At 66.4% G+C, this 23,734-nt stretch carries 20 protein-coding genes and 1 pseudogene; 13 read left to right on the top strand and 8 right to left on the bottom strand.

What is annotated here, in order from left to right:
• Positions 1–411: pseudogene (locus AC1DIX_RS23165) on the bottom strand (hypothetical protein); the annotation flags it as partial.
• A gap of 312 nt (positions 412–723) precedes the next feature.
• Here AC1DIX_RS23165 and AC1DIX_RS23170 point away from each other — a divergent pair.
• From AC1DIX_RS23170 to AC1DIX_RS23185, 4 genes are all read left to right on the top strand, one after another.
• On the top strand, positions 724–1,422 hold the full coding sequence (locus tag AC1DIX_RS23170) for a hypothetical protein (protein ID WP_477327738.1): 699 nt from the start codon (positions 724–726) through the stop codon (positions 1,420–1,422).
• Between the two features lie 103 nt (positions 1,423–1,525).
• Entirely contained in the window at positions 1,526–3,754 is a 2,229-nt protein-coding gene (locus AC1DIX_RS23175) for a TonB-dependent receptor plug domain-containing protein (protein ID WP_477327740.1), read from the top strand.
• Between the two features lie 113 nt (positions 3,755–3,867).
• The gene (locus AC1DIX_RS23180; RefSeq protein WP_477327742.1) at positions 3,868–4,440 is read left to right on the top strand and encodes a hypothetical protein; all 573 of its coding nucleotides are present in this window, start codon (positions 3,868–3,870) and stop codon (positions 4,438–4,440) included.
• Positions 4,441–4,560: 120 nt separating this feature from the next.
• On the top strand, positions 4,561–5,130 hold the full coding sequence (locus tag AC1DIX_RS23185) for a hypothetical protein (RefSeq protein ID WP_477327744.1): 570 nt from the start codon (positions 4,561–4,563) through the stop codon (positions 5,128–5,130).
• Between the two features lie 16 nt (positions 5,131–5,146).
• Here AC1DIX_RS23185 and AC1DIX_RS23190 read toward each other — a convergent pair whose 3' ends face one another.
• The 5 genes from AC1DIX_RS23190 to AC1DIX_RS23210 are packed head-to-tail and all read right to left on the bottom strand — an operon-like array spanning position 5,147 to position 9,591.
• Complete coding sequence (locus AC1DIX_RS23190; RefSeq protein WP_477327746.1) at positions 5,147–6,487, bottom strand: sulfite reductase subunit alpha; 1,341 nt, start codon at positions 6,485–6,487, stop codon at positions 5,147–5,149.
• Between the two features lie 2 nt (positions 6,488–6,489).
• Positions 6,490–7,506, bottom strand: coding sequence for an FAD:protein FMN transferase (locus tag AC1DIX_RS23195; RefSeq protein WP_477327748.1), 1,017 nt, complete (start codon positions 7,504–7,506; stop codon positions 6,490–6,492).
• Between the two features lie 10 nt (positions 7,507–7,516).
• On the bottom strand, positions 7,517–8,359 hold the full coding sequence (locus AC1DIX_RS23200) for a DUF4198 domain-containing protein (RefSeq protein WP_477327750.1): 843 nt from the start codon (positions 8,357–8,359) through the stop codon (positions 7,517–7,519).
• 9 nt (positions 8,360–8,368) lie between these two features.
• Positions 8,369–8,893 (bottom strand): DUF2271 domain-containing protein, encoded by a 525-nt coding sequence (locus AC1DIX_RS23205; protein WP_442121915.1) that lies wholly within the window; start codon positions 8,891–8,893, stop codon positions 8,369–8,371.
• Positions 8,894–8,925: 32 nt separating this feature from the next.
• A complete protein-coding gene (locus AC1DIX_RS23210; protein WP_477327752.1) occupies positions 8,926–9,591 on the bottom strand; it encodes a PepSY-associated TM helix domain-containing protein in 666 nt (221 codons plus the stop codon).
• Positions 9,592–9,902: 311 nt separating this feature from the next.
• Between AC1DIX_RS23210 and AC1DIX_RS23215 the strand changes: the two genes are divergently transcribed.
• From AC1DIX_RS23215 to AC1DIX_RS23240, 6 genes are all read left to right on the top strand, one after another.
• Entirely contained in the window at positions 9,903–12,758 is a 2,856-nt protein-coding gene (locus tag AC1DIX_RS23215) for a 2-oxoglutarate dehydrogenase E1 component (protein WP_477327754.1), read from the top strand.
• An 87-nt stretch (positions 12,759–12,845) separates the two neighbouring features.
• Complete coding sequence (gene odhB, locus AC1DIX_RS23220; protein WP_477327756.1) at positions 12,846–14,111, top strand: 2-oxoglutarate dehydrogenase complex dihydrolipoyllysine-residue succinyltransferase; 1,266 nt, start codon at positions 12,846–12,848, stop codon at positions 14,109–14,111.
• Positions 14,112–14,181: 70 nt separating this feature from the next.
• A complete protein-coding gene (locus AC1DIX_RS23225) occupies positions 14,182–14,520 on the top strand; it encodes a PspC domain-containing protein (RefSeq protein ID WP_442121911.1) in 339 nt (112 codons plus the stop codon).
• A gap of 125 nt (positions 14,521–14,645) precedes the next feature.
• Positions 14,646–16,079: a dihydrolipoyl dehydrogenase gene (lpdA, locus tag AC1DIX_RS23230; protein WP_477327758.1), complete on the top strand. Its 1,434-nt coding sequence runs from the start codon at positions 14,646–14,648 to the stop codon at positions 16,077–16,079.
• A gap of 130 nt (positions 16,080–16,209) precedes the next feature.
• Positions 16,210–17,307: a cell division protein ZapE gene (gene zapE / locus AC1DIX_RS23235; protein ID WP_442121909.1), complete on the top strand. Its 1,098-nt coding sequence runs from the start codon at positions 16,210–16,212 to the stop codon at positions 17,305–17,307.
• 14 nt (positions 17,308–17,321) lie between these two features.
• Entirely contained in the window at positions 17,322–18,020 is a 699-nt protein-coding gene (locus tag AC1DIX_RS23240; protein WP_442121908.1) for a hypothetical protein, read from the top strand.
• A gap of 32 nt (positions 18,021–18,052) precedes the next feature.
• On the opposite strand, the gene AC1DIX_RS23245 is transcribed toward AC1DIX_RS23240, so the two are convergent.
• Positions 18,053–18,856, bottom strand: a complete 804-nt coding sequence (locus tag AC1DIX_RS23245) for a PP2C family protein-serine/threonine phosphatase (RefSeq protein ID WP_477327760.1) — start codon at positions 18,854–18,856, stop codon at positions 18,053–18,055.
• A 176-nt stretch (positions 18,857–19,032) separates the two neighbouring features.
• Here AC1DIX_RS23245 and AC1DIX_RS23250 point away from each other — a divergent pair, with 176 nt between their 5' ends.
• Complete coding sequence (locus AC1DIX_RS23250) at positions 19,033–19,233, top strand: YdcH family protein (protein ID WP_442121906.1); 201 nt, start codon at positions 19,033–19,035, stop codon at positions 19,231–19,233.
• Between the two features lie 46 nt (positions 19,234–19,279).
• Positions 19,280–21,388, top strand: a complete 2,109-nt coding sequence (locus AC1DIX_RS23255) for an ATP-dependent DNA helicase (RefSeq protein ID WP_477327762.1) — start codon at positions 19,280–19,282, stop codon at positions 21,386–21,388.
• A 35-nt stretch (positions 21,389–21,423) separates the two neighbouring features.
• On the opposite strand, the gene AC1DIX_RS23260 is transcribed toward AC1DIX_RS23255, so the two are convergent.
• Positions 21,424–22,113 carry an SOS response-associated peptidase gene (locus AC1DIX_RS23260; protein ID WP_477327764.1) on the bottom strand — a complete coding sequence of 230 codons (690 nt, stop codon included), beginning with the start codon at positions 22,111–22,113 and terminating at the stop codon, positions 21,424–21,426.
• Between the two features lie 133 nt (positions 22,114–22,246).
• Here AC1DIX_RS23260 and AC1DIX_RS23265 point away from each other — a divergent pair, with 133 nt between their 5' ends.
• Positions 22,247–23,728 carry an alanine/glycine:cation symporter family protein gene (locus AC1DIX_RS23265; protein ID WP_477327766.1) on the top strand — a complete coding sequence of 494 codons (1,482 nt, stop codon included), beginning with the start codon at positions 22,247–22,249 and terminating at the stop codon, positions 23,726–23,728.
• Positions 23,729–23,734 lie beyond the last annotated feature (6 nt).

Raw genomic sequence — 23,734 nt, forward strand, 5'->3', positions numbered from 1 at the left:
GGGCGGTGCGGGCGGTGCCGGCGGCGCGGGTGGGGAGAGGAGGGAAGTCGGCGCCGGCCGCGCGGCCTTGGCCGGTACCGCGGCCGGCACGGCTGGTGTTGCCGGAGCAGGCGGTGCGGCCGGCGGCGCCAGGGCTGCGGCTTCGCGTTCGCGCTGCAGGCGTTCCAGCTCGCGCGCGATCCACTGGCGCCGGCCGTCCGGCGCGGGCAGGAAGCGCCAGTCGCCGTGGCCGCGGTACTGGCGTGCCAGCGCGCCGGACAGCTCGTCGAGGCGATCGAGTTCGATCCCGACGGCGTAATCGCCAAAGCCCGCCAGCACGTTCTGGCGCAGCAGATAGACGGCACCCGCCGCCACCGCGAGGATCGCGAGCAGGACGGAGGCGAACAGGCGATGGCCGATCGAGATTTTCAAGGCGTTAAAAAAGGTTGGCGACAGTTCATTCTAAGGCAAGCATCAATCCCCGTCGTCCCCGCTTTCGCGGGAATGGCGAGTCGTCGGATTCGATTGACGGCAAACCACCCGCTCATTAGCATCGATGAGCCGCTACCTGGTGAAGATTGACGCGGCACAGGCCGCACGCCATTGAAGCCGGGCCTGCCCGCGCACGCGTGACAAAGCACGCATTTTCGGACAGTGAAATTTGTTACTGTGCCAGTCGTTCAATTTGACCATGACGGGGGAATGATGAAGCGGATCGTTGGCTTGCTCTTGATGATGTGCCTGATGGCAGCGTGCAGCGATCCGGACCAGGGTCCGCCACTGGGTCCGTTCGCGGCCATCACCAAGAAGGAAACCGATCCGGCTTTCGACATCGTGCCGCCGTCCTCGCGGAGCCCGGCCGCCTTTACTTTCACCAGCAGTAACGCCGCGGTCGCCACCATCGCCGGCACCCTGGTGACCATCAAGGGCCCGGGCGAGACCACGATCACCGCCTCCCAGCCGAGCATCGGCAGCTTTGGCCCGACCTCGGCGAGCACCACGCTCACCGTCAGCAAGGTCGATTGCGGCGCCGGCAGCGCGGTCGTCAACGGCGCCTGCGCCGTGGTGCCGACCTGCGTCGCGCCGGCGGTCCTGAGCAACAACCAGTGCGTCCCGCCGACGTCGGGCGCTGCCGTGGTGCATTTCGGCGGCTTTGCCTGGATGGGCGTGAGCAACGTCGACAACTTCAGCAATGCGGGCAATTTCTGCACCACGTCCACGATCGGCGGCGCGACCGGATGGAAGCTGCCGACCGCGGACCAGCTGATCGCCCTGCAGCAGTCCGGCGTCCTCGCCGGGCAGGGCTGGAGCCTTGGCGCCACCTGGTCATCGGCCATGCCCACGAGTTCCACGACCGCAAGCCACATGGTGGTCGACCTGTCCACCGGCGTGGCAACCGACCGGCCCGACGTCGGCATCGCCTACGTCAGCTGCGTGCGCTGAACGGACCAGCCGCAACAAATAGTGCATTGTGACAATTGGCGTAATTTAAGCGCCATGCATTTGCTATCGTGACGGGCTGTTCAGTAACTCCGCCCAGCCCTTCATGATCTTCCAGCATCGCCGTCTCGCCGCCGCCGTCCACCTCGCCTTGTCGACCCTGCCGGCCGCCGCGCTGGCCCAGACCGCGGCCCAGCCGGCCATATCGACGCAGACTGCGGCCGAACCTGTGCCCGCCAAGGAGGCGCCACCGAAAAAGGACGGCAAGATCTCGACCGTCGAGGTGAAGGGCGCGGCCAGCGACTACGATCCGCGCCGCGACGACACGGCCAGCAAGACCGTCATGAACGCGGAGGAGATCCGCAAGTACGGCGACGACAATATCTACGACGTCCTCAAACGCGCGCCCGGCGTGACCGTGACCGGCAAGACCCTGCGCATGCGCGGCCTGGGCGCCGGCTACACCCAGATCCTGGTCAACGGCGACCGCCCGCCGCCAGGCTTCAACATGGATGCGCTGACGCCCGACCAGATCGAGCGCATCGAGATCATCCGCGCCGCCAGCGCCGAGTATTCGACGCAGGCAATCGCCGGCACCATCAACATCGTGCTGAAGAAGGTGACCTCGAAGGCGGTGCACGACCTGCGCCTGTCAGGCTTCCGTTCGCAGCAAAGCCGTAACGCGAACGTCGGCATGAACCTGGCCGACAAGATCGACAAGCTCTCGTATTTCACCTACATCGGCCTGTACGGCGGCGACAACGACAATCATTCGACCGGCAGCGAGCTGTTCACGCTGCCGTCCGGGCAGGTGACGCAATCGCGCACCTCGCGCTACGACGGTGGCGGCAGCTACCGCGGCGCCGTGCTGTCCCCGCGCCTGAACTGGAAGTTCCCGGATGGCGACGAGCTGAACCTGTCGGGCATGGTGCATGCGAATCGCATGAACTGGGGCGGGCGCAGCCTGAACGACAACCTGGTCGGCAGCTTCGGCAATCCGGACTATGTCGAGACCCTGAGCGCGACGCCGTCGGGCGGCTGGATGGGACAGATGGAGCTAGGCTGGATCGCGAAGATCGCCGGCGGCAAGCTGGACCTCAAGGTATCGGGCGAGCGCAGCCGCAACTACAGCGATTCGCTGACCGACCTGTACACCGCCGGTCACGCCGGGAGCCTGCTGCGCGATTGGAACACCGTCAATCGTGGCCGCCGCACCAGCCTGCGCGGCAAGTACACGCGCTCGCTGTTCGACGGCCACTCGCTGGCGGCCGGCCTGGATACGAGCGTGCAGGCCAGCGACGAAGTCCGCAACCGCAACGACCGCCTGAACCAGGACGCACCGACCCACAGCGTCGAGACCTTCGAACCGAAGATCACGCGCCTGGCCGGCTTCGTGCAGGACGAGTGGAGCATCGACAAGCAGCTCTCGGTCTACCTCGGTGCGCGCTGGGAAGGCGTGCAGACCGACAGCGAAGCCACCGAGCCGGGCACCGGCAGACTGTCGACGAAATCGCGCAACCACGTGCTGAGCCCCGTGGCCCAGACCTTGTATAAATTCCCCGGCGACAGCGGACGCCAGCTGCGCCTGGCCCTGACCCGCACGTATAAAGCGCCGGAGGTCGGGCAGCTCACCGCGCGCCGCTTCGAAACCCCGGTCAACACCCGTTTCGACGCCGACTCCGGCGGCAATCCGGACCTGCGTCCCGAACTGGCGAACGGCATCGACCTCAGCTACGAGCACTTCCTGAAGGACGGCGCGATGTTCTCGGCGAGCGTGTCGCGACGCGCCATCTCGGACTATATCCGTACCCGCCTTGACCTCGATGCGGACGGACGCTGGGTCTACCGCCCGGTCAACGACGGCGACGCTCTGGTGCGCTCGCTGCAGCTGGAAGCCAAGGCCCCCGGCAAGCTGCTGGCCGCCGCCCTCGGCGGCTTCGACCTGCGCGCAAGCTTCAGCCGCAACTGGTCGCACGTTTCTGCCGTGCCCGGCCCCGGCAACCGCCTCGACGGCCAGACCCCGATGTCGGCCACCGCAGGTATCGACTACCGCAAGGGCGACCTGACCATGGGCAGCAGCCTGTCCTGGCAGAAGGGCGGCTGGGTGCGCATCTCCGACGGCCAGTTCCAGTACCAGCAGTCGCGCCGCGACCTCGACGCCTACCTGCTGTACAAGTTCAATCCGCGCTACCAGCTGCGACTGTCGGCCAACAACATCCTCGGCCAGGACAGCGCCTCGGACCGCTACTACCGGGATGTATCGGGCACCTCGCGCCAGACCAGCTTCAATCCGGCGTCCGTGCGAGTGGGGGTGAATCTCGAGGTGAAGCTATGAACGAAACGGCGCCGCCGCAGGACTCCCGCTGGATCGCGCGGCGCGCGGGCTGGTGCGTCATCGGACTCGGCATCGCCGACCTGGCCTACGGGGGCCTGTCTGCCCCGCCGGGCATGATCAATTTCAGGATCGTCGGCATCCTGGCCGGACTCCTGATCCTGTTCGGCGGCCTGAAGGTGCATGCCGTCGTGCGCTGGCTGGCGCTGCTGGTGATCGGCGGAATGCTGCTTGGGCCGATCCTGCCTTTCGTCGTCGTCCCCGCCAGCCTGACGCTCACCCAGATCCGCCTGTACCCGATTCCGTTCGCCCTGAGTTGCATTCCATGGCTGCTCTGGATGGCGATGATGGGCGTCGCGGCGGGCGCCCTGAGCCACCCCTTGCTGCTGGCGGCACGGGTACGCGCCGGCCGGCCCGTGCACAGCGCGCGCATCCCGCTGGTCATCGGCATCGTCCTCGCGGCGGGCGCCGCCGTGGTCCAGGTGCGCGTCCTGGACGGCGAAGCCGGCCGGAAGGCCAGCCGGCTGGTCGCGGAGCGCCTGGGCCCGGGATACCGGTACTACACCCAGACGCTGCAGTACACGAGGCCGATCACGGCGGCGTCCGCGAAGCCGGCGGTGGTGTCCGCGATGGTCCAGGCGTGGAACGAGCGCGAAGTGCTGAACGTTCCCGTCAGGTGGGAAGAGTAGGACGAAAAGTCAGCTTGTTGGCACGTGATTGGCCCCGCCGCACGTGACAAAGCGCGCATTTCGCGCCGCCGCGTCCTGATAAGCTTGTCCGGATTCCAGGCTGATAAGGATAGGGACATCATGGGTATTTCGCTGGCGTGGGTCGCGGTCAAGGGACTCGATGCGGACACCATCCTGGCCAGGCTCGACCTGGCGCCGACGGGGAGAGACTGCGACATCCTCGAGACCGATATCGCCGCGCATCCCCTGGCCGGCGGCGCCCAGATGGTCGCGGCCCTCGACTGCGCGCACCGCATCATCGAGGCCGACAGCATGGCCCGGCTGTCGGCGGGCTGCGAAGCGCTGGCCTGCTCGGTCGAGGAGCACGTGTCCTGGGCGATGTCCGAACTGTGGCGGGACGGCAGGCGGATCTGGCAGGTCTATTTTGCCGGCAGCGAAGACCCGTACGAGTTCGGCCACGAAGGCGAGCTGCCGCCGCGCTTCCAGGAACTGCTGGCGAACGTCACGCCGGAAGACAGCGAGGACCTGGACGGCTACTTTTTGGCGGACATCCCCCTGATCCTCGCGAAGGAGTTCGGCGGCTTCCACTACGCCGAGACCGACGCCGCATTCGATGCGGTCCCGTTCCAGGAGCTGAAGGACCTGCGGGCCAGGCCGAAGACCGGCTGGTGGAAAAAGCTGTGGGCCTGAGCGCCCGATATAGCGCTCAGTACACGTCGCGCCGGTAGCGGCCGTCGGCGCCCAGCTGCTCGAGCAGCTCCTGGCCGAGAATGCCGCCGAGCGCGTCGTGCACGCCGCCCGCCATGCCCTGCAGGCTGCCGCACACATAGATCGCCGCGCCGCGTTCGATCCACTCGCGCACGAAAGGCGCCTGGGCGCGCAGCGCGTCCTGCACGTACAGGCGCTCCTGCTGGTCGCGCGAAAACGCCAGGTCCAGCTTCTGCAGCCAGCCGGATTCGCGCCAGCCTTCCAGTTCGCCGCGCAGCAGGAAGTCGTGGGCGTTGTTGCGCTCTCCGAACAGCAGCCAGTTTTCCCTCACGCCGAGCTTGACGCGGGCGCGCAGCAGGCCGCGCAGGCCGGCCAGGCCGCTGCCGTTGCCGATCAGGAGCATGGGCCGGCGCGCGTTGTCGCCGAGGCGGAAGCGCGCGTGTTCGCGGATGCGCAGGCGGATCGCATCGCTGGACGCCGCGCTTTCGCACAGCCAGCCGGAAGCGGCGCCGGGGCTGCCGTCCTCGTGCCTTTGCAGGCGCACCAGCAGTTCCAGGCGGCCGTCGGATGGGATGGATGCGATCGAGTATTCGCGCGGGTGCCCGGGGTCGGCCGGGGCGCTGACCTGGGCCAGGTCGCCGGCTTCCCAGGCGGGCAGCTGGCCGTCCACGGGCGCCAGCGCCAGGCGGTACAGGGGAGCGCCCAGGCTGCCTGGATTCAGCAGCTCGCGTTCGGTGATGCGCCAGTCGGCGTAGGCCGGCGCTTCCCAGTCGGGGGCGTCGATGGTGCCGGCCAGGCGGCCGAGGTGGTGCTGCCAATCTTCCAGCGCCTTCGCGGCGCCGCGGTCGACCTCGATGCGGTCGAACAGCGGCGTGGCGCCGGCCTGCGCCAGCCAGGCGTCGAGGGCGCGGCCGAAGCCGCAGAAGTTGGCGTAGCTGCGGTCGCCCAGGGCCAGCACGGCGTAGTGCAGGTGGGGCAGATCGACGCCCTCGGCCATCAGGCGGGCGGCGAAACGGGCGGCGGTGTCGGGGGCGTCGCCTTCGCCGTAGGTGCTGGCGATGAACAGGATGCGCGTCGCGCCGCGCAGGCCTGCTTCGTCGAGGCTGGAGATGCAGGCCGCGCGCGCCGCCAGGCCGCCGGTGGCGAGCAGCTCGGCGCTGCGGCGCGCGAGGACTTCGGCGCTGCCGGTCTGGCTCGCGTAGACGACCAGCCAATCGGCCGGCGCGGCGCTTGCCCTGGTGCGGGCGCGGGCCGCGCGGAAATACGCGGCGCACATCGCCAGGTAGCCGCTGGACAGCAGCAGGGCGCTGCCCCAGCGCAGCGGTTCGATCGTCATCATGTTCATTGCAGCAGCGCGCGCCAGGCCGGCGTGTCGATTTCGCGCAGGCCCTCGTCGGTGCGCAGCAGGAAGCTGGCCGCCAGGCCGCGCTGTTCGGCGTAGGGCAGGCCGGCCGCAAGGCCCATCACGGTCAGCGCCGTCGAGAGGGCGTCGGCCGCCATGCAGGTCGGCGCCAGCACCGTCACCGAGGCGACGCCGTTGTCGATCGGGACGCCGGTGCGCGGATCCAGGGTGTGCGAGGCGCGCCGGCGCGCATGGTGAAAGTAACGGCGATAATCGCCGGACGTGGCGACCGCGAGCCCGTGCAGCGCCACCACCGATTGCGCTACGTTTGCGCCGGCGCCGGCGGTATCGGGCACGCCTTCCAGCTCGACCCACCAGGGCTGGCCATCGGCCTTGACGCCGGCGCCGCGCAGTTCTCCGCCGACTTCGACCAGGTAGTGGCGCACGCCCAGCGCTTGCAGGCGCTGCGCCAGGCAGTCGACCGCGTAGCCTTTCGCCACCGAGGACAGGTCGAGGATGGCGCCGCCCGGCTGGTACAGGCGCCGGCCTTCGCGGTCGAGCCGCGGCTGCTGGTCCCGGCGCCGGGCGATCACGGCGGCGACCGCTTCGTGGGCCGGGGCGTAGAAGCCGGCCTGATCGTAGCGGCCGGTCGGGCCGAAGCCCCACAGGTTCACCAGCGCGCCCGCGGCCGGGTCGTAGGCGCCGCCGCTGTCCTCATGCACCGACAGCGCGTAGTCCATCACCGCGAAGAATTGCTGCGGCAGCGGATGCCAGCTGCCCGCCGGCGCGCGGTTGTAGCGCGACAGCAGGGAGCCGCCGTCCCAGTGGCTCATCTGCGCGACGATCTCGTCCAGCTCCTGCTGCAGGACGCCCCGCAATTCGGCATCGACGCCGGGAGGCAGCAGCATCCGGGCCGACCAGTCGGTGCCCATCGAGGTGCCGGCCAGCCCGTGCGGGCGGCTGCCGGCTTCGGGCAGGACCGGGTCGATCTCCAGCGGAACGAGAACGGCGCGCATGCTGGACCGCTTACTCCGGCAGGACTTCGAGGGTCGCCGAGTAGCTGTAGCGCTTGGCGTCCGCCGGGCCTTCCGCGCCCGGGCCGCGCGGCGCATTCGCCGGCTCAGTTGCCGGATACTTGGCGCTGAGCCAGTACATGTTCGGCGCCGGCAGCGTGAAGCTGGCTTCGCCCTTGGCGTCGGTGCTCAGGCGCGCTTCGTTGATCGTGCCGCGGTACTTGACGCCGCCGGGGATCAGGCTGAAGGGGAAGTTCGGCAGCGGCTTGCCGTCCAGCTGGAAGCGGAAGGTGGCTTTCTCTCCGGCGCGCAGCTCGGTCGGATTGGTGACGGCCACCATTTCGAGGCCGGTGCCCAGCGGCTTGAGGGCGCCGTTGCTCGGCTTGTTCAGGGTGACGAAGGTGTCCTGGCGCTGGACCATGGTGGTGCGCTTGACCTCGGTGGCGCCGGCCGGGATCTCCTTGTCCGCCGTCTGTTCGGTGGCGCGGAAGCGCTTCATCTCGCCGTTCAGCTTGTAGCTGCCCATGACGTTGGTCGCGGCCAGGGTGATGCGGTAGGTGCCGTCCTTCGGCAGCTTGAGGTCGACGCTGGAGCGGAACTTGCCGACCGTGGCGGCCGGGGCGGGCGCGGTCTGGCCGTCCGGATCGGTGACGGTCAGGCCATCCATGCGCAGCGGCATGTGGTCGACGTTGAACAGGCCTTCCGAGACGGCGCCGTCGATCGTGACCCAGGCTTCGCGCTCGGTCTCGATGAAGGTGCTGGTCGGCAGCATCCACGGACGGTGGGCCTGGGCGGCGCAGGCGATGCCGGCGAGGGCGGCGGCGATGACGAACTGTTTCATGAATCGGGCTTGCATGCTGCCTCCTTATTGGACCGAGATCGATACCGCGCCCAGCTCTTCCTTGCCCGAGCTGCTCGCGGCCAGCTTGCCCTTGGCGGGCCAGGTGAAGGGCACGCGCACCAGTTCGCGGCCGCCGGCTTCGCGCGCGGCCTCGATGACCAGCTTGTAGTCGCCGGCCGGCAGCTTGTCCAGGCCGGCCCTGGCGGTCGAGAAGTTCATGGTCTGCAGGCCTGCCGGGCGGGTCGCGCCGGACACGCCATCCATCGGCAGCTCGACGTCGCGGCCGGCCTTGCGCCACCAGGTGCGCAGGTCCTTGACCCATTTGGTGCCGGCGTTGTCCTTCTTCTTGACGTCGTACAGCACCGCCAGGGGCGAGGCCACGCCCTGGTCGGCGCGCTCGATCCAGATCGCTACATAGGGCTTGTGGTACTCGGCCACGTTCAGCTGCGGCAGTTCGAACTTGACGGTCAGGTCGGCGGCCATCGCGCCGTTCGATACCAGGGGCAGAGCCAGCGGCAGCGTCAGCGCGAGCGATCGGGACAGTTTCATGGACTTTCTTTCGTAGTTGGTAGGAAGCAAACTCAGTGAACGAACAGCAGGGCCAGCACGATCGGCAGGACGATGCCGAAGCCGATCACCGGCCAGGTCGAGGGCCGGTTGGCGGCGTGGTATTTCAGGATCAGGAAACCGGTGATGCAGAACACCAGGCAGGCGCCGGCGAAAATGTCGATGAACCAGCTCCACACGGCGCCGGCGTTGCGGCCCTTGTGCATGTCGTTGAGCCAGGAGATCCAGCCGCGGTCGGTCTTCTCGTATTCGGCCTGGCCGTCGACGCCGATGCGCAGCCAGGCGTCGCCGCCCGGGCGGGGCAGGGCGACGTAGGCGTCCTCTTCGCTCCATTCGGCGTCCAGGCCGCGCACGTCGACCGGGAAGGCCTGGTTGGCCCAGCGTGCCACCTCATCCGGCAGCGGCAGCTTGGCGTCGGCATGGCTTTCGGCGAAGGCTGCCAGGCGTTCGCGCAGCGGGGCCGGCAGCGCGGCTTTCTGGCGCGTGACCTGCGGCTTCGCCTCGATCTGCGAGGCGTGGTTCAGTGTGAAGCCGGTGATGCTGAACAGGAGCATCGCCATCAGGCAGATGGCGGAACTGATCCAGTGCCATTGGTGCAGCTGGCGCAGCCAGACTGCGCGGCCGGGGCCGGGAAGGGAGGCGGATGGCTGGCTGGATTGAGGAGAGCTGGTCGTATGCATGGGCAAATGATAACGATTATCATTTAGCTGGTCAACTCGGCCGCTGAGATGGCACACTCGATGCCACACAGTAACAAATAAAAACAACTCTCCTCGCTGTCGTGCTGGGCCGCTTGCGTTACAATGTCGTGCGCAAATTGGCAGCACGCGGCGATGATCTGCTGCATTGATCCACCGCAAATGTCCCGCTTGTAGAGTCCTTCCCCCACAACTTGAGTAGTAAGTGCGATCCGCTAACCGGTCAGGCCGTGTCGCGGAAGGTTAGACTAACCCGCCCCAAACTCGCGAAGCGCGAAGAAAGGTGAGCAAGAATGATGCAACAATACGAAGCCAACTCGTATCTGTTCGGCGGTAATGCGCCGTACGTTGAAGAGTTGTACGAAGCATATTTGAACAACCCGGGCTCGGTGCCGGATAACTGGCGCGCCTATTTCGACGCGATGCAGCACATGCCCGCCGTCGACGGTACCGCCAAGCCGGACGTGGATCACTCCTCCGTGATTGCCTCCTTCGCCGAACGTGCCAAGCAAGGTCCGATCCGCACCGTCAGCGCCTCCCCGGATGCCGAACTCGGCCGCAAGCGCGTGTCGGTCACCCAGCTGATCGCCGCCTACCGCTACCTCGGTTCCCGCTGGGCCAACCTGGACCCGCTGCAGCGCCAGGAGCGCCCGCCGATCCCGGAGCTGGACCCCGCCTTCTACGGTTTCACCGAAGCCGACCTCGACACCAAATTCAACATCAGCAACACCTACTTCGGCAAGGAAGACGCATCGCTGCGCGACCTGCTGAACATGTTGCGCGATACCTACTGCCGTTCGATCGGCGCTGAGTTCATGTACGTCAGCGACCCGACCGAGAAGCGCTGGCTGCAGGAAAAGCTGGAATCGCTCCGTTCGACCCCGAGCTTCACCGCAGAAAAGAAAAAGCACATCCTCGAGCGCCTCACCGCGGCCGAAGGCCTGGAGCGTTACCTCCACACCAAGTATGTCGGCGCCAAGCGTTTCTCGCTGGAAGGCGGCGAGTCCTTCATCGCCTCGATGGACGAAGTCATCCAGCGCGCCGGTGAGCAGGGCGTGCAGGAAATCGTGATCGGCATGGCCCACCGCGGCCGCCTGAACGTGCTGGTCAACACCCTGGGCAAGGCCCCGTCCGAGCTGTTCGAAGAATTCGAAGGCAAGCACGCCGACGACCTGCCGGCAGGCGACGTGAAATACCACCAGGGCTTCTCGAGCGACATCTCGACCCCGGGCGGCCCGGTCCACCTGTCGCTGGCGTTCAACCCGTCGCACCTGGAAATCGTGAATCCGGTCGTGGAAGGCTCCGTCAAGGCGCGCATGGAACGCCGCGGCGACCGCAAGGGCAAGGAAGTGCTGCCGATCCTGGTGCACGGCGACGCCGCATTCGCCGGCCAGGGCGTGGTCATGGAAACCCTGAACCTGGCCCAGACCCGCGGCTACGGCACCGGCGGTACCGTCCACATCGTCATCAACAACCAGATCGGTTTCACCACCTCGGACCCGCGCGACGCCCGTTCGACCATCTATTGCACCGACGTGGTCAAGATGATCGAAGCACCGGTGCTGCACGTGAACGCCGACGATCCGGAAGCCGTCGTGCTGGCCACCCAGATCGCGATGGACTACCGCACCGAGTTCCATAAGGACGTCGTGGTCGACATCGTCTGCTACCGCAAGCTGGGCCACAACGAGCAGGACACCCCGGCCCTGACCCAGCCGCTGATGTACAAGAAGATCGCCAAGCACCCGGGCACCCGCAAGATGTACGCGGACAAGCTGGCTGCGCAGGGCACCATCGCCGCGGACGGCGGCGACCAGCTGGTGGCCGAGTACCGCAACGCCATGGACGCCGGCAAGCACACCATCGATCCGGTCCTGACCGACTTCAAGAACAAGTACGCCGTCGACTGGGCGCCGTTCCTGAACAAGAAGTGGACCGACGCCGCCGACACCGCCGTGCCGCTGACCGAGCTGAAGCGCCTGTCGCAGCGCATCACCACCGTGCCGGAAAACTTCAAGCTGCACTCGCTGGTCGAGAAGGTGCTGGGCGACCGCGCCAAGATGGGCCAGGGCGAGATGAACCTCGACTGGGGCATGGGCGAACACCTGGCGTACGCTTCGCTGCTGTCGTCGGGCTACGCCGTCCGCCTGTCGGGCCAGGACGCCGGCCGCGGCACCTTCGTGCACCGCCACGCCGTGCTGCACGACCAGAACCGCGAGCGCTGGGACCAGGGTATCTACCTGCCGCTGGCGAACGTGTCGGACAACCAGGCCAACTTCACCGTCATCGACTCCGTGCTGTCGGAAGAAGCGGTGCTGGGCTTCGAATACGGCTACTCGACCGCCGAGCCGAACACCCTGACCATCTGGGAAGGCCAGTTCGGCGACTTCGTCAACGGTGCCCAGGTCGTGATCGACCAGTTCATCGCGTCGGGCGAAGTCAAGTGGGGCCGCGCCTCGGGCCTGGTGCTGATGCTGCCGCACGGCTACGAAGGCCAGGGTCCGGAGCACTCGTCGGCACGCATCGAGCGCTTCCTGCAGCTGTGCGCAGACCACAACATGCAGGTCGTGCAGCCGACCACCGCCGCCCAGATCTTCCACCTGCTGCGCCGCCAGATGGTGCGCCAGTTCCGCAAGCCGCTGGTGATCTTCACGCCGAAGTCGCTGCTGCGTAACAAGGACGCCGGCTCGCCGCTGACCGACCTGGCCAAGGGCGGCTTCCAGACCGTGATCGGCGAACTGGACGACAAGATCGACGCCAACAAGGTCAAGCGCGTGCTGGTCTGCTCGGGCAAGGTCTACTACGACCTGGTCAACACCCGCAAGACCCGCAATGCGAACGACACCGCGATCGTGCGTATCGAGCAGCTGTATCCGTTCCCGCACAAGGCTTTCGTCGCCGAACTGAAGAAGTTCCCGAACGCGACCGAAGTGGTGTGGGTCCAGGACGAGCCGCAGAACCAGGGCCCGTGGTTCCAGATCCAGCACAACCTCTTCGAAAGCATGGAATCGGGCCAGCGCCTGTCGTACRCCGGCCGTCCGGCTTCCGCGTCGCCTGCCGTCGGTTACGCCGACAAGCACGTGGCGCAGCAGAAGGAACTGCTGGAAACCGCGTTTTCGAAGCTCAAGGGCTTCATTTTGACCAAGTAATAGATCGGTAGATCGCAAGCCCATGAGCACCCCGCGCCGTTTCAGACGGCGCGGGGTTTTCGCAAAGAATAAATAACGGAGTTTTAAATGGCACAAATCGAAGTCAAGGTCCCCCAACTGTCGGAATCGGTTGCTGAAGCGACCCTGCTGTCCTGGCACAAGAAAGTCGGCGAAGCCGTTTCGCGCGACGAGAACATGATCGACATCGAAACCGACAAGGTGGTCCTGGAACTGCCGGCCCCGAACGCAGGCGTGATCGTGCAACTGATCAAGGCCGACGGCGCCACCGTCGTCTCGGGCGAGACCATCGCCATCATCGATACCGAAGCATCGGCCCAGACCAGCCCGATCGGCATCAGCTCGACGCCGGTCGCCAACGCACCGGCCGCCGCACCGGCACCGCAGGCTTCCGCATCCACCGGCTCGAAAGGCGACGTCGCCATGCCGGCCGCCGCCAAGATCCTGGCCGACAACAACATGAGCACCGCCGACGCCACCGGCACCGGCCGTGACGGCCGCGTGACCAAGGGCGACGCCCTGGCCGCCGTCGCCAACAAAGGCGTTGCGCCGGCCGCTCCGGCACCGCTGCAGCAGCAAGCCGCCAAGCCGGCCCTGCAGCAAGTCGCTGCCCCGGCCCCGGCCAACCTGGGCGACCGTGCGGAAGAGCGCGTGCCGATGAGCCGCCTGCGCGCCCGTATCGCCGAGCGCTTGCTGCAGTCGCAGTCGACCAACGCGATCCTGACCACCTTCAATGAAGTCAACATGAAGCCGGTCATGGACCTGCGCGCCAAGTACAAGGACAACTTCGAGAAGCAACACGGCGTCAAGCTGGGCTTCATGTCCTTCTTCGTCAAGGCCGCCGTGCACGCGCTGAAGAAGTACCCGATCCTGAACGCCTCGGTCGACGGTAACGACATCATCTATCACGGCTACTTCGACATCGGTATCGCCGTCGGTTCGCCGCGCGGCCTGGTGGTGCCGATCCTGCGCAACGCCGACCAGATGTCGATCGCCGAAATCGAGAAGAAGATCGGTGAATTCGGCCAGAAAGCCAAGGAAGGCAAGCTGACCCTGGAAGACCTGACCGGCGGTACCTTCTCGATCTCGAACGGCGGCACCTTCGGTTCGATGCTGTCGACCCCGATCATCAACCCGCCGCAGTCGGCGATCCTGGGCGTGCACGCGACCAAGGACCGCGCCGTGGTCGAGAACGGTCAGATCGTGATCCGTCCGATGAACTACCTGGCCATGTCCTATGACCACCGCATCATCGACGGCCGCGAAGCCGTGCTGGGCCTGGTGGCCATGAAGGACGCGCTGGAAGATCCGGCCCGCCTGCTGCTGGACCTGTAATCACCCGCGGGTCGGAAAGGGCCGAAGGCCCGGTGTATTTTGTGCTGTTGAATGATGGAAGGGAGTCACCATGATTGCCGATGAAATCAAGCGCCTGCACGAGCTGCACCAGGCCGGCGCCCTGACCGACGCCGAATTCGAACAGGCCAAGGCGAAGATCCTGTCCTCGTCGACGGTGAACCTGAACAAGGGCACCGCATCGAGCGGCAACGGCAGCTTCGCCGACGAGCTCAACACCCTGCGCCGCTCGCGCACCGACCGCTGGATCAGCGGCGTATGCGGCGGCCTGGCCAAGGCCTCGGGTGTGGAATCGTGGGTGTGGCGGCTGGTCTTCGCGCTGTTCACCCTGACGTTCGGGTTCGGGGCGGTGATTTACCTGCTGCTGTGGATCTTCGTACCGGAAGAATAATTGCCAGCTCGTCGTCCCCGCGAAGGCGGGGATCCAAGTTTGTATGCGTATCGATAGTTCAAGCAGAACTTGGGTTCCCGCCTTCGCGGGAACGACGGATGAGTGGCCAATAAAAGGATTGAATAATGAGCACCGAAAAACAATTTGACGTCGTCGTGATCGGCGGCGGCCCCGGCGGCTACGTGGCCGCCATCCGCGCTGCCCAGCTGGGCTTCAAAGTCGCCTGCATCGACGAGGCGCAGAACGCCAAGGGTGGTCCGGCCCTGGGCGGCACCTGCACCAACGTCGGCTGCATCCCGTCGAAAGCGCTGCTGCAATCGTCGGAACACTTCGAGCACGCCGGCCACGCCTTCAAGGAGCACGGCATCAACGTGCAGGGCCTGGAGCTGGACCTGGCCCAGATGCTGAAGCGTAAGGATGGCGTGGTCAAGGCCAACAACGACGGCATCGTCTACCTGTTCAAGAAGAACAAGGWCACCTTCTTCCACGGCCGCGGCACCCTCGCCGGCAAGGCAGGCGAAGGCTTCACGATCAACGTCACTGGCCCGACCAACGACACCATCACCGCCAAGAACGTGATCGTCGCCACCGGCTCGAACCCGCGCGAACTGCCGGGCACCCCGTTCGACGAGAAGCTCGTCCTGTCGAACACCGGCGCACTGGCCATCGACGCCGTCCCGGCCAAGCTGGGTGTGATCGGCGCCGGCGTGATCGGCCTGGAAATGGGTTCCGTGTGGCGCCGTGTCGGCGCCAAGGTCACCGTGCTGGAAGGCCTGCCGGCCTTCCTGGGCGCGGTCGACCAGCAGATCGCCAAGGAAGCGCAGAAGGCCTTCGCCAAGCAGGGCCTGGACATCCACCTGGGCGTGAAGATCGGTAACATCACCAAGGGCGACAACAGCGTCACCGTGGAATATGCCGATGCCAGCGGCGCCGCACAGACCGCGACATTCGACCGCCTGATCGTCTCGATCGGCCGCGTGCCGAACACCATCGGCCTGGGCTTCGAGACCGTCGGCCTGCAGCTCGACGAGCGCGGCTTCGTCGCCGTCGACGACGAGTGCCGCACCGGCGTGCCGGGCATCTGGGCAGTCGGCGACGTCGTGCGCGGCCCGATGCTGGCGCACAAGGCGGAAGAAGAGGGCGTCGCGGTTGCCGAGCGCATCGCCGGCCAGCACGGCCACGTCAACTTCAACACGATTCCGTGGGTGATCTACACCTCGCCGGAAATCGCCTGGGTCGGCCGCACCGAAGAGCAGCTGAAGAAGGATGGCGTGGCGTATAAAGCCGGCACCTTCCCGTTCATGGCCAACGGCCGTGCGCGCGCGCTGGGCGACACCACCGGCATGGTCAAGGTGATCGCCGACGCGGCCACCGACGAGATCCTGGGCGTCCACATCGTGGGCCCGGTCGCTTCCGAGCTGATCTCGGAAGCCGTGGTCGCGATGGAGTTCAAGGCATCAAGCGAAGACATCGCCCGCATCTGCCACGCTCACCCGACCCTGTCCGAAGCGACCAAGGAAGCCGCGCTCGCCGTCGACAAGCGTTCGCTGAACTTCTAAGCAATACACGTGACGTGGGCACGGCTGCCCACCCTGCATGCCGGCCGTCGGCATCCGTAGGGTGGGCACTTTGCGCTTCGGGCATCTAGCCCGAAACGCTGCCCACGCTGCGTTAATCCACCGGTATTCCATGAACGTCCAAGAGTATTACCAGCACGCGCTGACCGAGCGCGGTTTCAAGTCCGATGCGGCCCAGCAGCGCGCGGTAGACCGGCTCCAGCAGGCGTACGACGACTGGGTCCACTACAAGGCCCAGCGGTCGTCCGCTTTCAAGCGCCTGATCAACCGTCCCGACGTCCCGCAGGGCGTGTACATGTGGGGCGGGGTGGGGCGCGGCAAGTCCTTCCTGATGGACAGCTTCTATTCGGTGGTACCGGTGGTGCGCAAGACCCGCCTGCACTTCCACGAATTCATGCGCGCCGTGCACCGCCAGCTCGACGAGCTGAAAGGCATGGAAGACCCGCTGATCGAGGTCGCCAAGCGCATCGCCAAGAAATACCGCCTGATCTGCTTCGACGAATTCCACGTCAACGACGTCGCCGACGCGATGATCATGTACAACCTGCTGTCCGCCTTGTTCGCCAACGGCGTGTCCTTCGTGATGACCTCGAACTACGATCCGGACAAGCTGTATCCGGACGGCCTGCATCGCGACCGCATGCTGCCGACCATCGCGCTGCTGAAGGACAAGCTGGACGTGATGAACGTCGACGCCGGCATCGACTACCGCCACCGCACGCTGGAGCAGGTGCAGGCCTATTACACGCCGCTGAACGCGGCCAGCGACCACGCACTGCGCGAGACTTACGCGAAGATCGCCGACACCGCCGACGAAAGCCCGGTGGTGCACATCGAACAGCGCGAGCTGCGCGCACTGCGGCGCGCGGGCGGCGTGATCTGGTTCGATTTCGCGACCCTCTGCAACGGCCCGCGCTCGCAGAACGACTACCTGGAGCTGGCCAGCCAGTTCCACACCGTGATCCTGTCCGGCATCCCGCGCATGTCGGCGTCGATGTCCTCGGCGGCGCGCCGTTTCACCTGGCTGATCGACGTCTTCTACGACCACAAGGTCAAGCTGATCATGTCGGCCGAGGTGGCGCCGGAGCAGCTGTACACGGAAGGCGCGATGGCGGGCGAGTTCCATCGCACGGTGTCGCGTATCATTGAGATGCAATCGCGCGAATACATGGTGGCCGAGCGCCGCGGCGCTGCCGACTCGCTCGCCTAAAGGAAAAAAAGAAGATGAAAGCTCATCCGTTCATGCGCCGCGCCGTCCTTGGCGCCCAGGGAGCCCTGCTGTGCGCCCTGCTGGCCGCCTGCGCCGCCAACCGCCCGGCGCCGCGCGAAGTGCCGCCGCCGCCGGTCAGCTCCGTGGACCAGGCCGACCAGCAACTGGCCGCCGTGGTCCGCGAACGCGCGATCATCGAGTCCCGCTTCGCCGAGCGCGAGCGGGTCTGCTACGACAAGTTCTTCGTGAACCGCTGCCTGGACGAAGCCAAGGAGCAGCGCCGCAGCGCCCTGGCGGCCCAGCGCGCGATCGAGGTGCAGGCCGAGCGCTTCAAGCGCCAGGCCGCGGTCGACGAGCGCGACCGCAAGCTGCTTGATGCCGACAAGCGCTACCGCGAAGAGGAAGCCCGCATGGCCACCGAACCGCCGCGGCCGCCGAAAACCGTCGAGGAAGCGCCGCCGCCGCGTGCGCCCACCGCGCCGGGCCGCATCGCCGAGCGCGACGCCCGCCTGAAGGCCGCCCAGGCCAAGGACGCCGCCGACGCATCGAAGCGCGCCCAGAGCGTGCGCGACTTCGAACGCCGCAAGGCCGAGTCGGAGGAGCGCCAGCGCGAAGTCGCGCGCAAGAAGGCGGAACGGGCGGCGAAGGCGAAGAAAGCCGAGGAAGACAAGGCCAAGGCGGCCAAAGCGCCGACCCCGACCCCGGCGCAGTAAGGCTAGGGTGGGCACACCGTGCCCACCCTGGGTCACACGGCGCGCCTGAGCTTTTGCACCGTGTAATTACCCACTTCCTGGGGCGGCTGCACCAGCTTGACGATCGCCATCGTGCAATTGCCGCCCTTGCCCTGGGCGCGTTCGCCCGCCTTGTTGATCAGCATCTCGGCCGCCTGGCGCGGCGTCGCCCGCGAGGTCGCGGCGCCCAGTTCGGCATCGGTGAAGAAGTGCCACAAGCCGTCCGACGCCAGCAGGAAGACGTCGCCAGCGGCCAGGCCCGTATGGCGGCCGACGGTGACGTAAGGATCCTTGCGGGCATTGCCCAGCACATTCAGCAGCAGCTTGGACTTCCGGTGGTTCTTTGCCGCGTCGAGCGGCAGGCGGTCGCTCGAGACCAGGTGTTCGATATAGGCCGCGTCCCCGGTGCGCGCCAGGCAGGCGCCGTTCTGGAAGTGGTAGAGGCGGGAGTCGCCGACGTGCGCCCAGACGGCTTCGCCGTGCGGGCTCAGGATCAGGCCGACGAAGCTGGCGTGGGCATCGAGTTGATGGCTGATCGCGTTCATCTTGATGACCAGGTGAGTCTCCTGCACGATGTCGCGCAGCAGTTGCTCCAAACGCTCGACGGCGGGACCGTCACCGGGCTTGAACAGGTCGAACACCTGCTTGGCCGTGTGCAACACCTGTTCCGAAGCGGCCGCGCCGGCGATGCCGTCGGACAGCACCGCCAGCACGTATCCGGGAGCGCGGGCGCCCGTCATCAGGGCGACCCGGTCGTTCTGCTGCGGACGGTTGCCGATGTGCTGCGCGGTTCCCGCTTCTAACTTGTATGAACTCATAAACGTGGCTTTCCGATACCGGCGTGCCGATCTTTGTTGGCGGCAACGTCGGCGTAGATTAAACTATGCACTGGTTTGCACTACAGTTGCAACTACAGTTGCAAGCCGTAACGAAGAATCACGACGATTCGCGTCTTCCCACCCAACATCAGCCCTTTAGTTCGGAAATGTCCACTATGATCGACGTCCAGGAGATCCATCGCCGTATTATTGAACTCGACGTGGAACATCGCGACCTCGACGCTGTCATCGACATGCTGACCCGCGACGGCCATTCCGACCAGTTGCAGCTGCGCCGTCTGAAGAAGCGCAAGCTGCAGCTGAAGGATCACATCACTTTGCTGAAAATGCAGTTGGTGCCGGACGTGCCGGCGTAAGCTGGCAGTTTTACCCTTTCCGACGACTTTGACCGATCACCTGCCCATGCCCGGCCTCGATGCCGAGGCCACTCCTGCCGACGCCGCCGCAACGCCTCCCGCCGATTCGTCCGCCGAGTCCGGCGCCGAGTCTCATGCACCTGCCGCGCCGGGTAAATACGACGCCGAGATCGACCGCATCTTCGGCCCAAACGGCCCGCTCGCGCCCGCCGTCGGCAGCTTCAGGCCGCGCCAGTCCCAGACCGAGATGGCGAAGGCGATCGCCGACGCCATCGGCAACCAGGGCACACTCATCGCCGAGGCCGGCACGGGAACCGGCAAGACCTTCGCCTACCTGGTGCCGGCCCTGTTGTGGGGCGGCAAGACCATCATCTCGACCGGCACCAAGAACCTGCAGGACCAGCTGTTCTCGCGCGACATCCCGAACGTGCGCCAGGCCCTGCGCGCGCCGGTCTCGGTGGCCCTGCTGAAGGGCCGCGCCAACTACGTCTGCCACTACCACCTCGAGCGCACGCTGCAGAACGGCCGCCTGACCTCGCGCGACGACGTCGGCCACCTGCGCGAGATCTCGCGCTTCATCAAGATGAGCAACTCGGGCGACAAGGCCGAGCTGGCCAAGGTGCCCGAGACGGCGTCCGTGTGGAACCTGGTCACCTCGACTCGCGAAAACTGCGTCGGCCAGGAATGCCAGTACTACCAGGACTGCTTCGTGATGAAGGCGCGCCGCGAGGCCCAGCAGGCCGACGTGGTCGTGGTCAACCACCACCTGTTCTTCGCCGACGTGGCGCTGAAAGAAGGCGGCATGGCCGAACTGCTGCCGTCGGCGAACACCATCGTCTTCGACGAGGCCCACCAGCTGCCGGAAGTCGCAACCCTGTTCTTCGGCACCACGGTGTCGACTTCCCAGGCGCTGGAACTGTGCCGCGACGTGCTGGCCGAAGGCCTCGCCCACGCGCGCGGCGGCCCGGATTGGGCCAAGGTCGTGATGGTGGTCGAGAAGGCCGCGCGCGACCTGCGCCTGACCTTCCCGGAAGGCGGCACCCGCCTGTCGCTGCCGCAGATTCCGCCGAGTTCGGATTTCTTCCCGGCCCTGGACAAGCTGAAGGAAGAACTGGAAGGCATGGTCGACGTACTCGAAGAAAACGCCGAGCGCGCCGAGACCATCGAGCAGTGCCGCGGGCGCGCGGTGGAACTGCTGGAAAACTTCAAGGGCTGGAAGCAGGCCCCGGTCAAGAAGGATCCGAAGGAAAAGGACAAGGATAAGACTAACTACAACGAGTTCGGCGGCGCCGACGCGGTGCTGTGGGTCGAGGCCTTCTCGTCCTCGCTGCAGCTGCACAAGACCCCGCTGTCGATCGCGCCGATCTTCGCCGGCCAGCGCGCAAGCACGCCGCGCAGCTGGATCTTCACCTCGGCCACCCTGGCCGTGAAGAGCGACTTCAAGCATTTCACGTCGCAGATGGGCATGACCGGCGAGCCGGCGCGCACCTGGCCCAGCCCCTTCAACTACCAGGAGCAGGGCATCCTGTACGTGCCGACCGGCCTGCCGGAACCGAACACCTTCGGCTACACCGACGCGGTGGTCGACATGGCGCTGCCGGTGATCGAGGCGGCCGGCGGACGCTGCTTCTTCCTGTGCACGACGATCCGCGCGGTGAACCGCGTGGCCGAGCGCCTGCGCGAGGAATTCGCCGCGCGCGGCCTGGAATTCCCGCTGTTCGTGCAGGGCGAGCGTGGCCGCACCGAGCTGCTGGATTCCTTCCGCAGCGCCGGCAACGCCGTGCTGGTGGGCAGCCAGAGCTTCTGGGAAGGCGTGGACGTGCGCGGCGAGGCGCTGTCGCTGGTCATCATCGACAAGCTGCCTTTCGCCCCGCCGGACGATCCGGTGCTGGCGGCGCGCATCGAGGTGATGGAAAAGAAGGGCATGAACGGCTTCGTCCACCACACGCTGCCGGAAGCGATCATCAACCTGAAGCAGGGCGCCGGGCGCCTGATCCGCGACGTCGACGACCGCGGCGTGCTGATGCTGTGCGACCCGCGCGTGATCAGCAAGCCCTACGGCCGCCGCATCTGGCAGAGCCTGCCGCCGTTCCGCCGTACGCGGGTGCAGGCGGACGTGATCGATTTTTTCAAGCAGCCGACACCGGACGCTTGATGTGAAACGTGGGCAGGCCGTGCCCACGCGTGGCGTCAGAACAGCGACCCCGTTTCCGGCACCACCACCTTCTTCGCCCGCGGCGCCGCCGGCGCCGCCCATGCCTTCATCCGCTCGGCCGGATAATGCCGCAGGAAGCTGCGCGCCAGTTCCGGATCGCGGCAGGCCAGCCAGGCATCCACGTCCTCGGGCGGCAGCACCACCAGCGCGCGTTTCTCGTCGCCCGGCTTGTGGAAGCGCTTCATCAGCGGGTGTTCGTCGGCGTTGATGGTGATCTGGGTAAACGAGGTCGCCACCTTGCCGTCCATCTCGCGCCACTCGCGCCACAGTCCGGCCACGAAGAAGGGCGCCTCGTCGGCCATGCCGATGCCGAAGCGCTCGGCTTTTCCGCTTTCGTAGTTCGGTTCGTAGAAGCAGGTCATCGGCACCGCGCACAGCTGGGTGCGGTGCCAGGCCGGCGCGAAGGAACGCTTCTCGCCGATCGACTCGGCGCGCGCATTCATCGTATCGAAGACCTTCACGCCGGCCGGGATGTGGCGGCGCGGGACCATGCCGTAGCTGGCCAGGCTCAGCATGCGCTGGTTGTTCGCATCCGAGCGCACGATGGGCGCCAGGTAGTCTTTCCAGGTTTCGGTGGGCCAGTCCCAGTCCTTGTACAAGTCGACCAGGGTGCCGAGGACCATGTCCAGCTGCTCGGGGAGGGGAGGGCGGTAATTGACGCACATGATGACGTCATCATAGCAGGCGCCGCGCCCGGCGGAAAAAGTGATAGGCAGGTTCAGGCGCTTCGGGTATCTTCTTGGAAATTGTTGCATATACAACTTTGTAAGCGACTTCACTCCAAGGAGGACATTATCGATGAATGAGTTGGTCAACGCCATCAACGGCTACGTCTGGAGCCCGGCCCTGATTGCCCTCTGCCTGGGCGCCGGACTGTATTTTTCGGTCCGTTCGCGCTTCCTGCAGGTCCGCCACATGCGCGAGATGACGCGGCTGATGATGGAAGGTAAGAGCTCTGAACAGGGCGTGTCCTCCTTCCAGGCGCTGGCGATGACCCTGGCGGGCCGGGTCGGCACCGGTAACATCGCCGGCGTCGCCACCGCCATCACCTTCGGCGGCCCCGGCGCCGTGTTCTGGATGTGGGCGGTCGCCTTCCTGGGCGCCAGCTCGGCCTTCGTCGAATCGACCCTGGGCCAGGTCTACAAGGAACAGATCAACCGCGAATACCGCGGCGGTCCGGCCTTCTACATCGAGAAGGGCCTGGGCATGAAATGGTATGCCTGGCTGTTCGCGGCCGTGACCGTGGTGGCCACCGGCGTGCTGCTGCCCGGCGTGCAGGCGAACTCGATTGCCGACGGCCTCAGGACCGCGGTCGGCATCGACCCGAACGTCACCGCCGCCGGCCTGGCAATCGTGCTCGGCTTCATCATCTTCGGCGGCGTCAAGCGCATCGCCCACTTCGCCGAGATCGTCGTGCCCTTCATGGCGCTGGCCTACATCATCGTGGCCGTGGTCATCATCTTCCTGAACATCGGCCAGCTGCCGCATGTGATGAAGCTGATCTTCAGCTCGGCCTTCGGCCTGGACGCCGGCTTCGGCGCCATCATCGGCATGGCGATCCAGTGGGGCGTCAAGCGCGGCGTGTATTCGAACGAGGCGGGACAGGGCACCGGCCCGCACGCCTCCTCGGCCGCCGAGGTCAGCCACCCGGCCAAGCAGGGCCTGGTGCAGGGCTTCTCGGTGTATATCGACACCCTGTTCGTGTGCTCGGCCACCGCCTTCATGCTCCTGATTACCGGCCAGTACAACGTCGAACGCGCCGACGGCAGCCACATCTACCAGGGTGTGCGGGGTGTGGCGGCCGGTCCCGGCTATGTGCAGACTGCGCTGGAAAACGTGCTGCCGGGCTTCGGTTCGATCTTTGTCGCGCTGGCCCTGCTGTTCTTCGCCTTCACGACCATCGTCGCCTACTACTACATCGCCGAAACAAATATCGCCTACATCAACCGCCACACGCCGCGTCCCTGGATGAACTTCCTGCTGAAGGTCGTAATCATCGGCGCGACCGTGTACGGCACGGTGRAGACGGCCGACGTCGCCTGGGCGATGGGCGACCTGGGCGTGGGCCTGATGGCCTGGCTGAACATCGTCGCCATCCTGCTGATGCACAACACCGCCTTCAAGTGCCTGCGCGACTACGAGGCGCAGAAGGCGCTCGGGAAGGATCCGGAATTCGATCCGGTGGCGCTGGGCATTCCCAACGCCCACTACTGGGAAAAGCGCGCCGCCGGGCTGCATCAGCGCGAAGGCCGGGCCCGCGAGGCGGCCCCGGCAGATTAAGCGATG

The organism is Massilia sp. 05N420 (assembly GCF_056397205.1).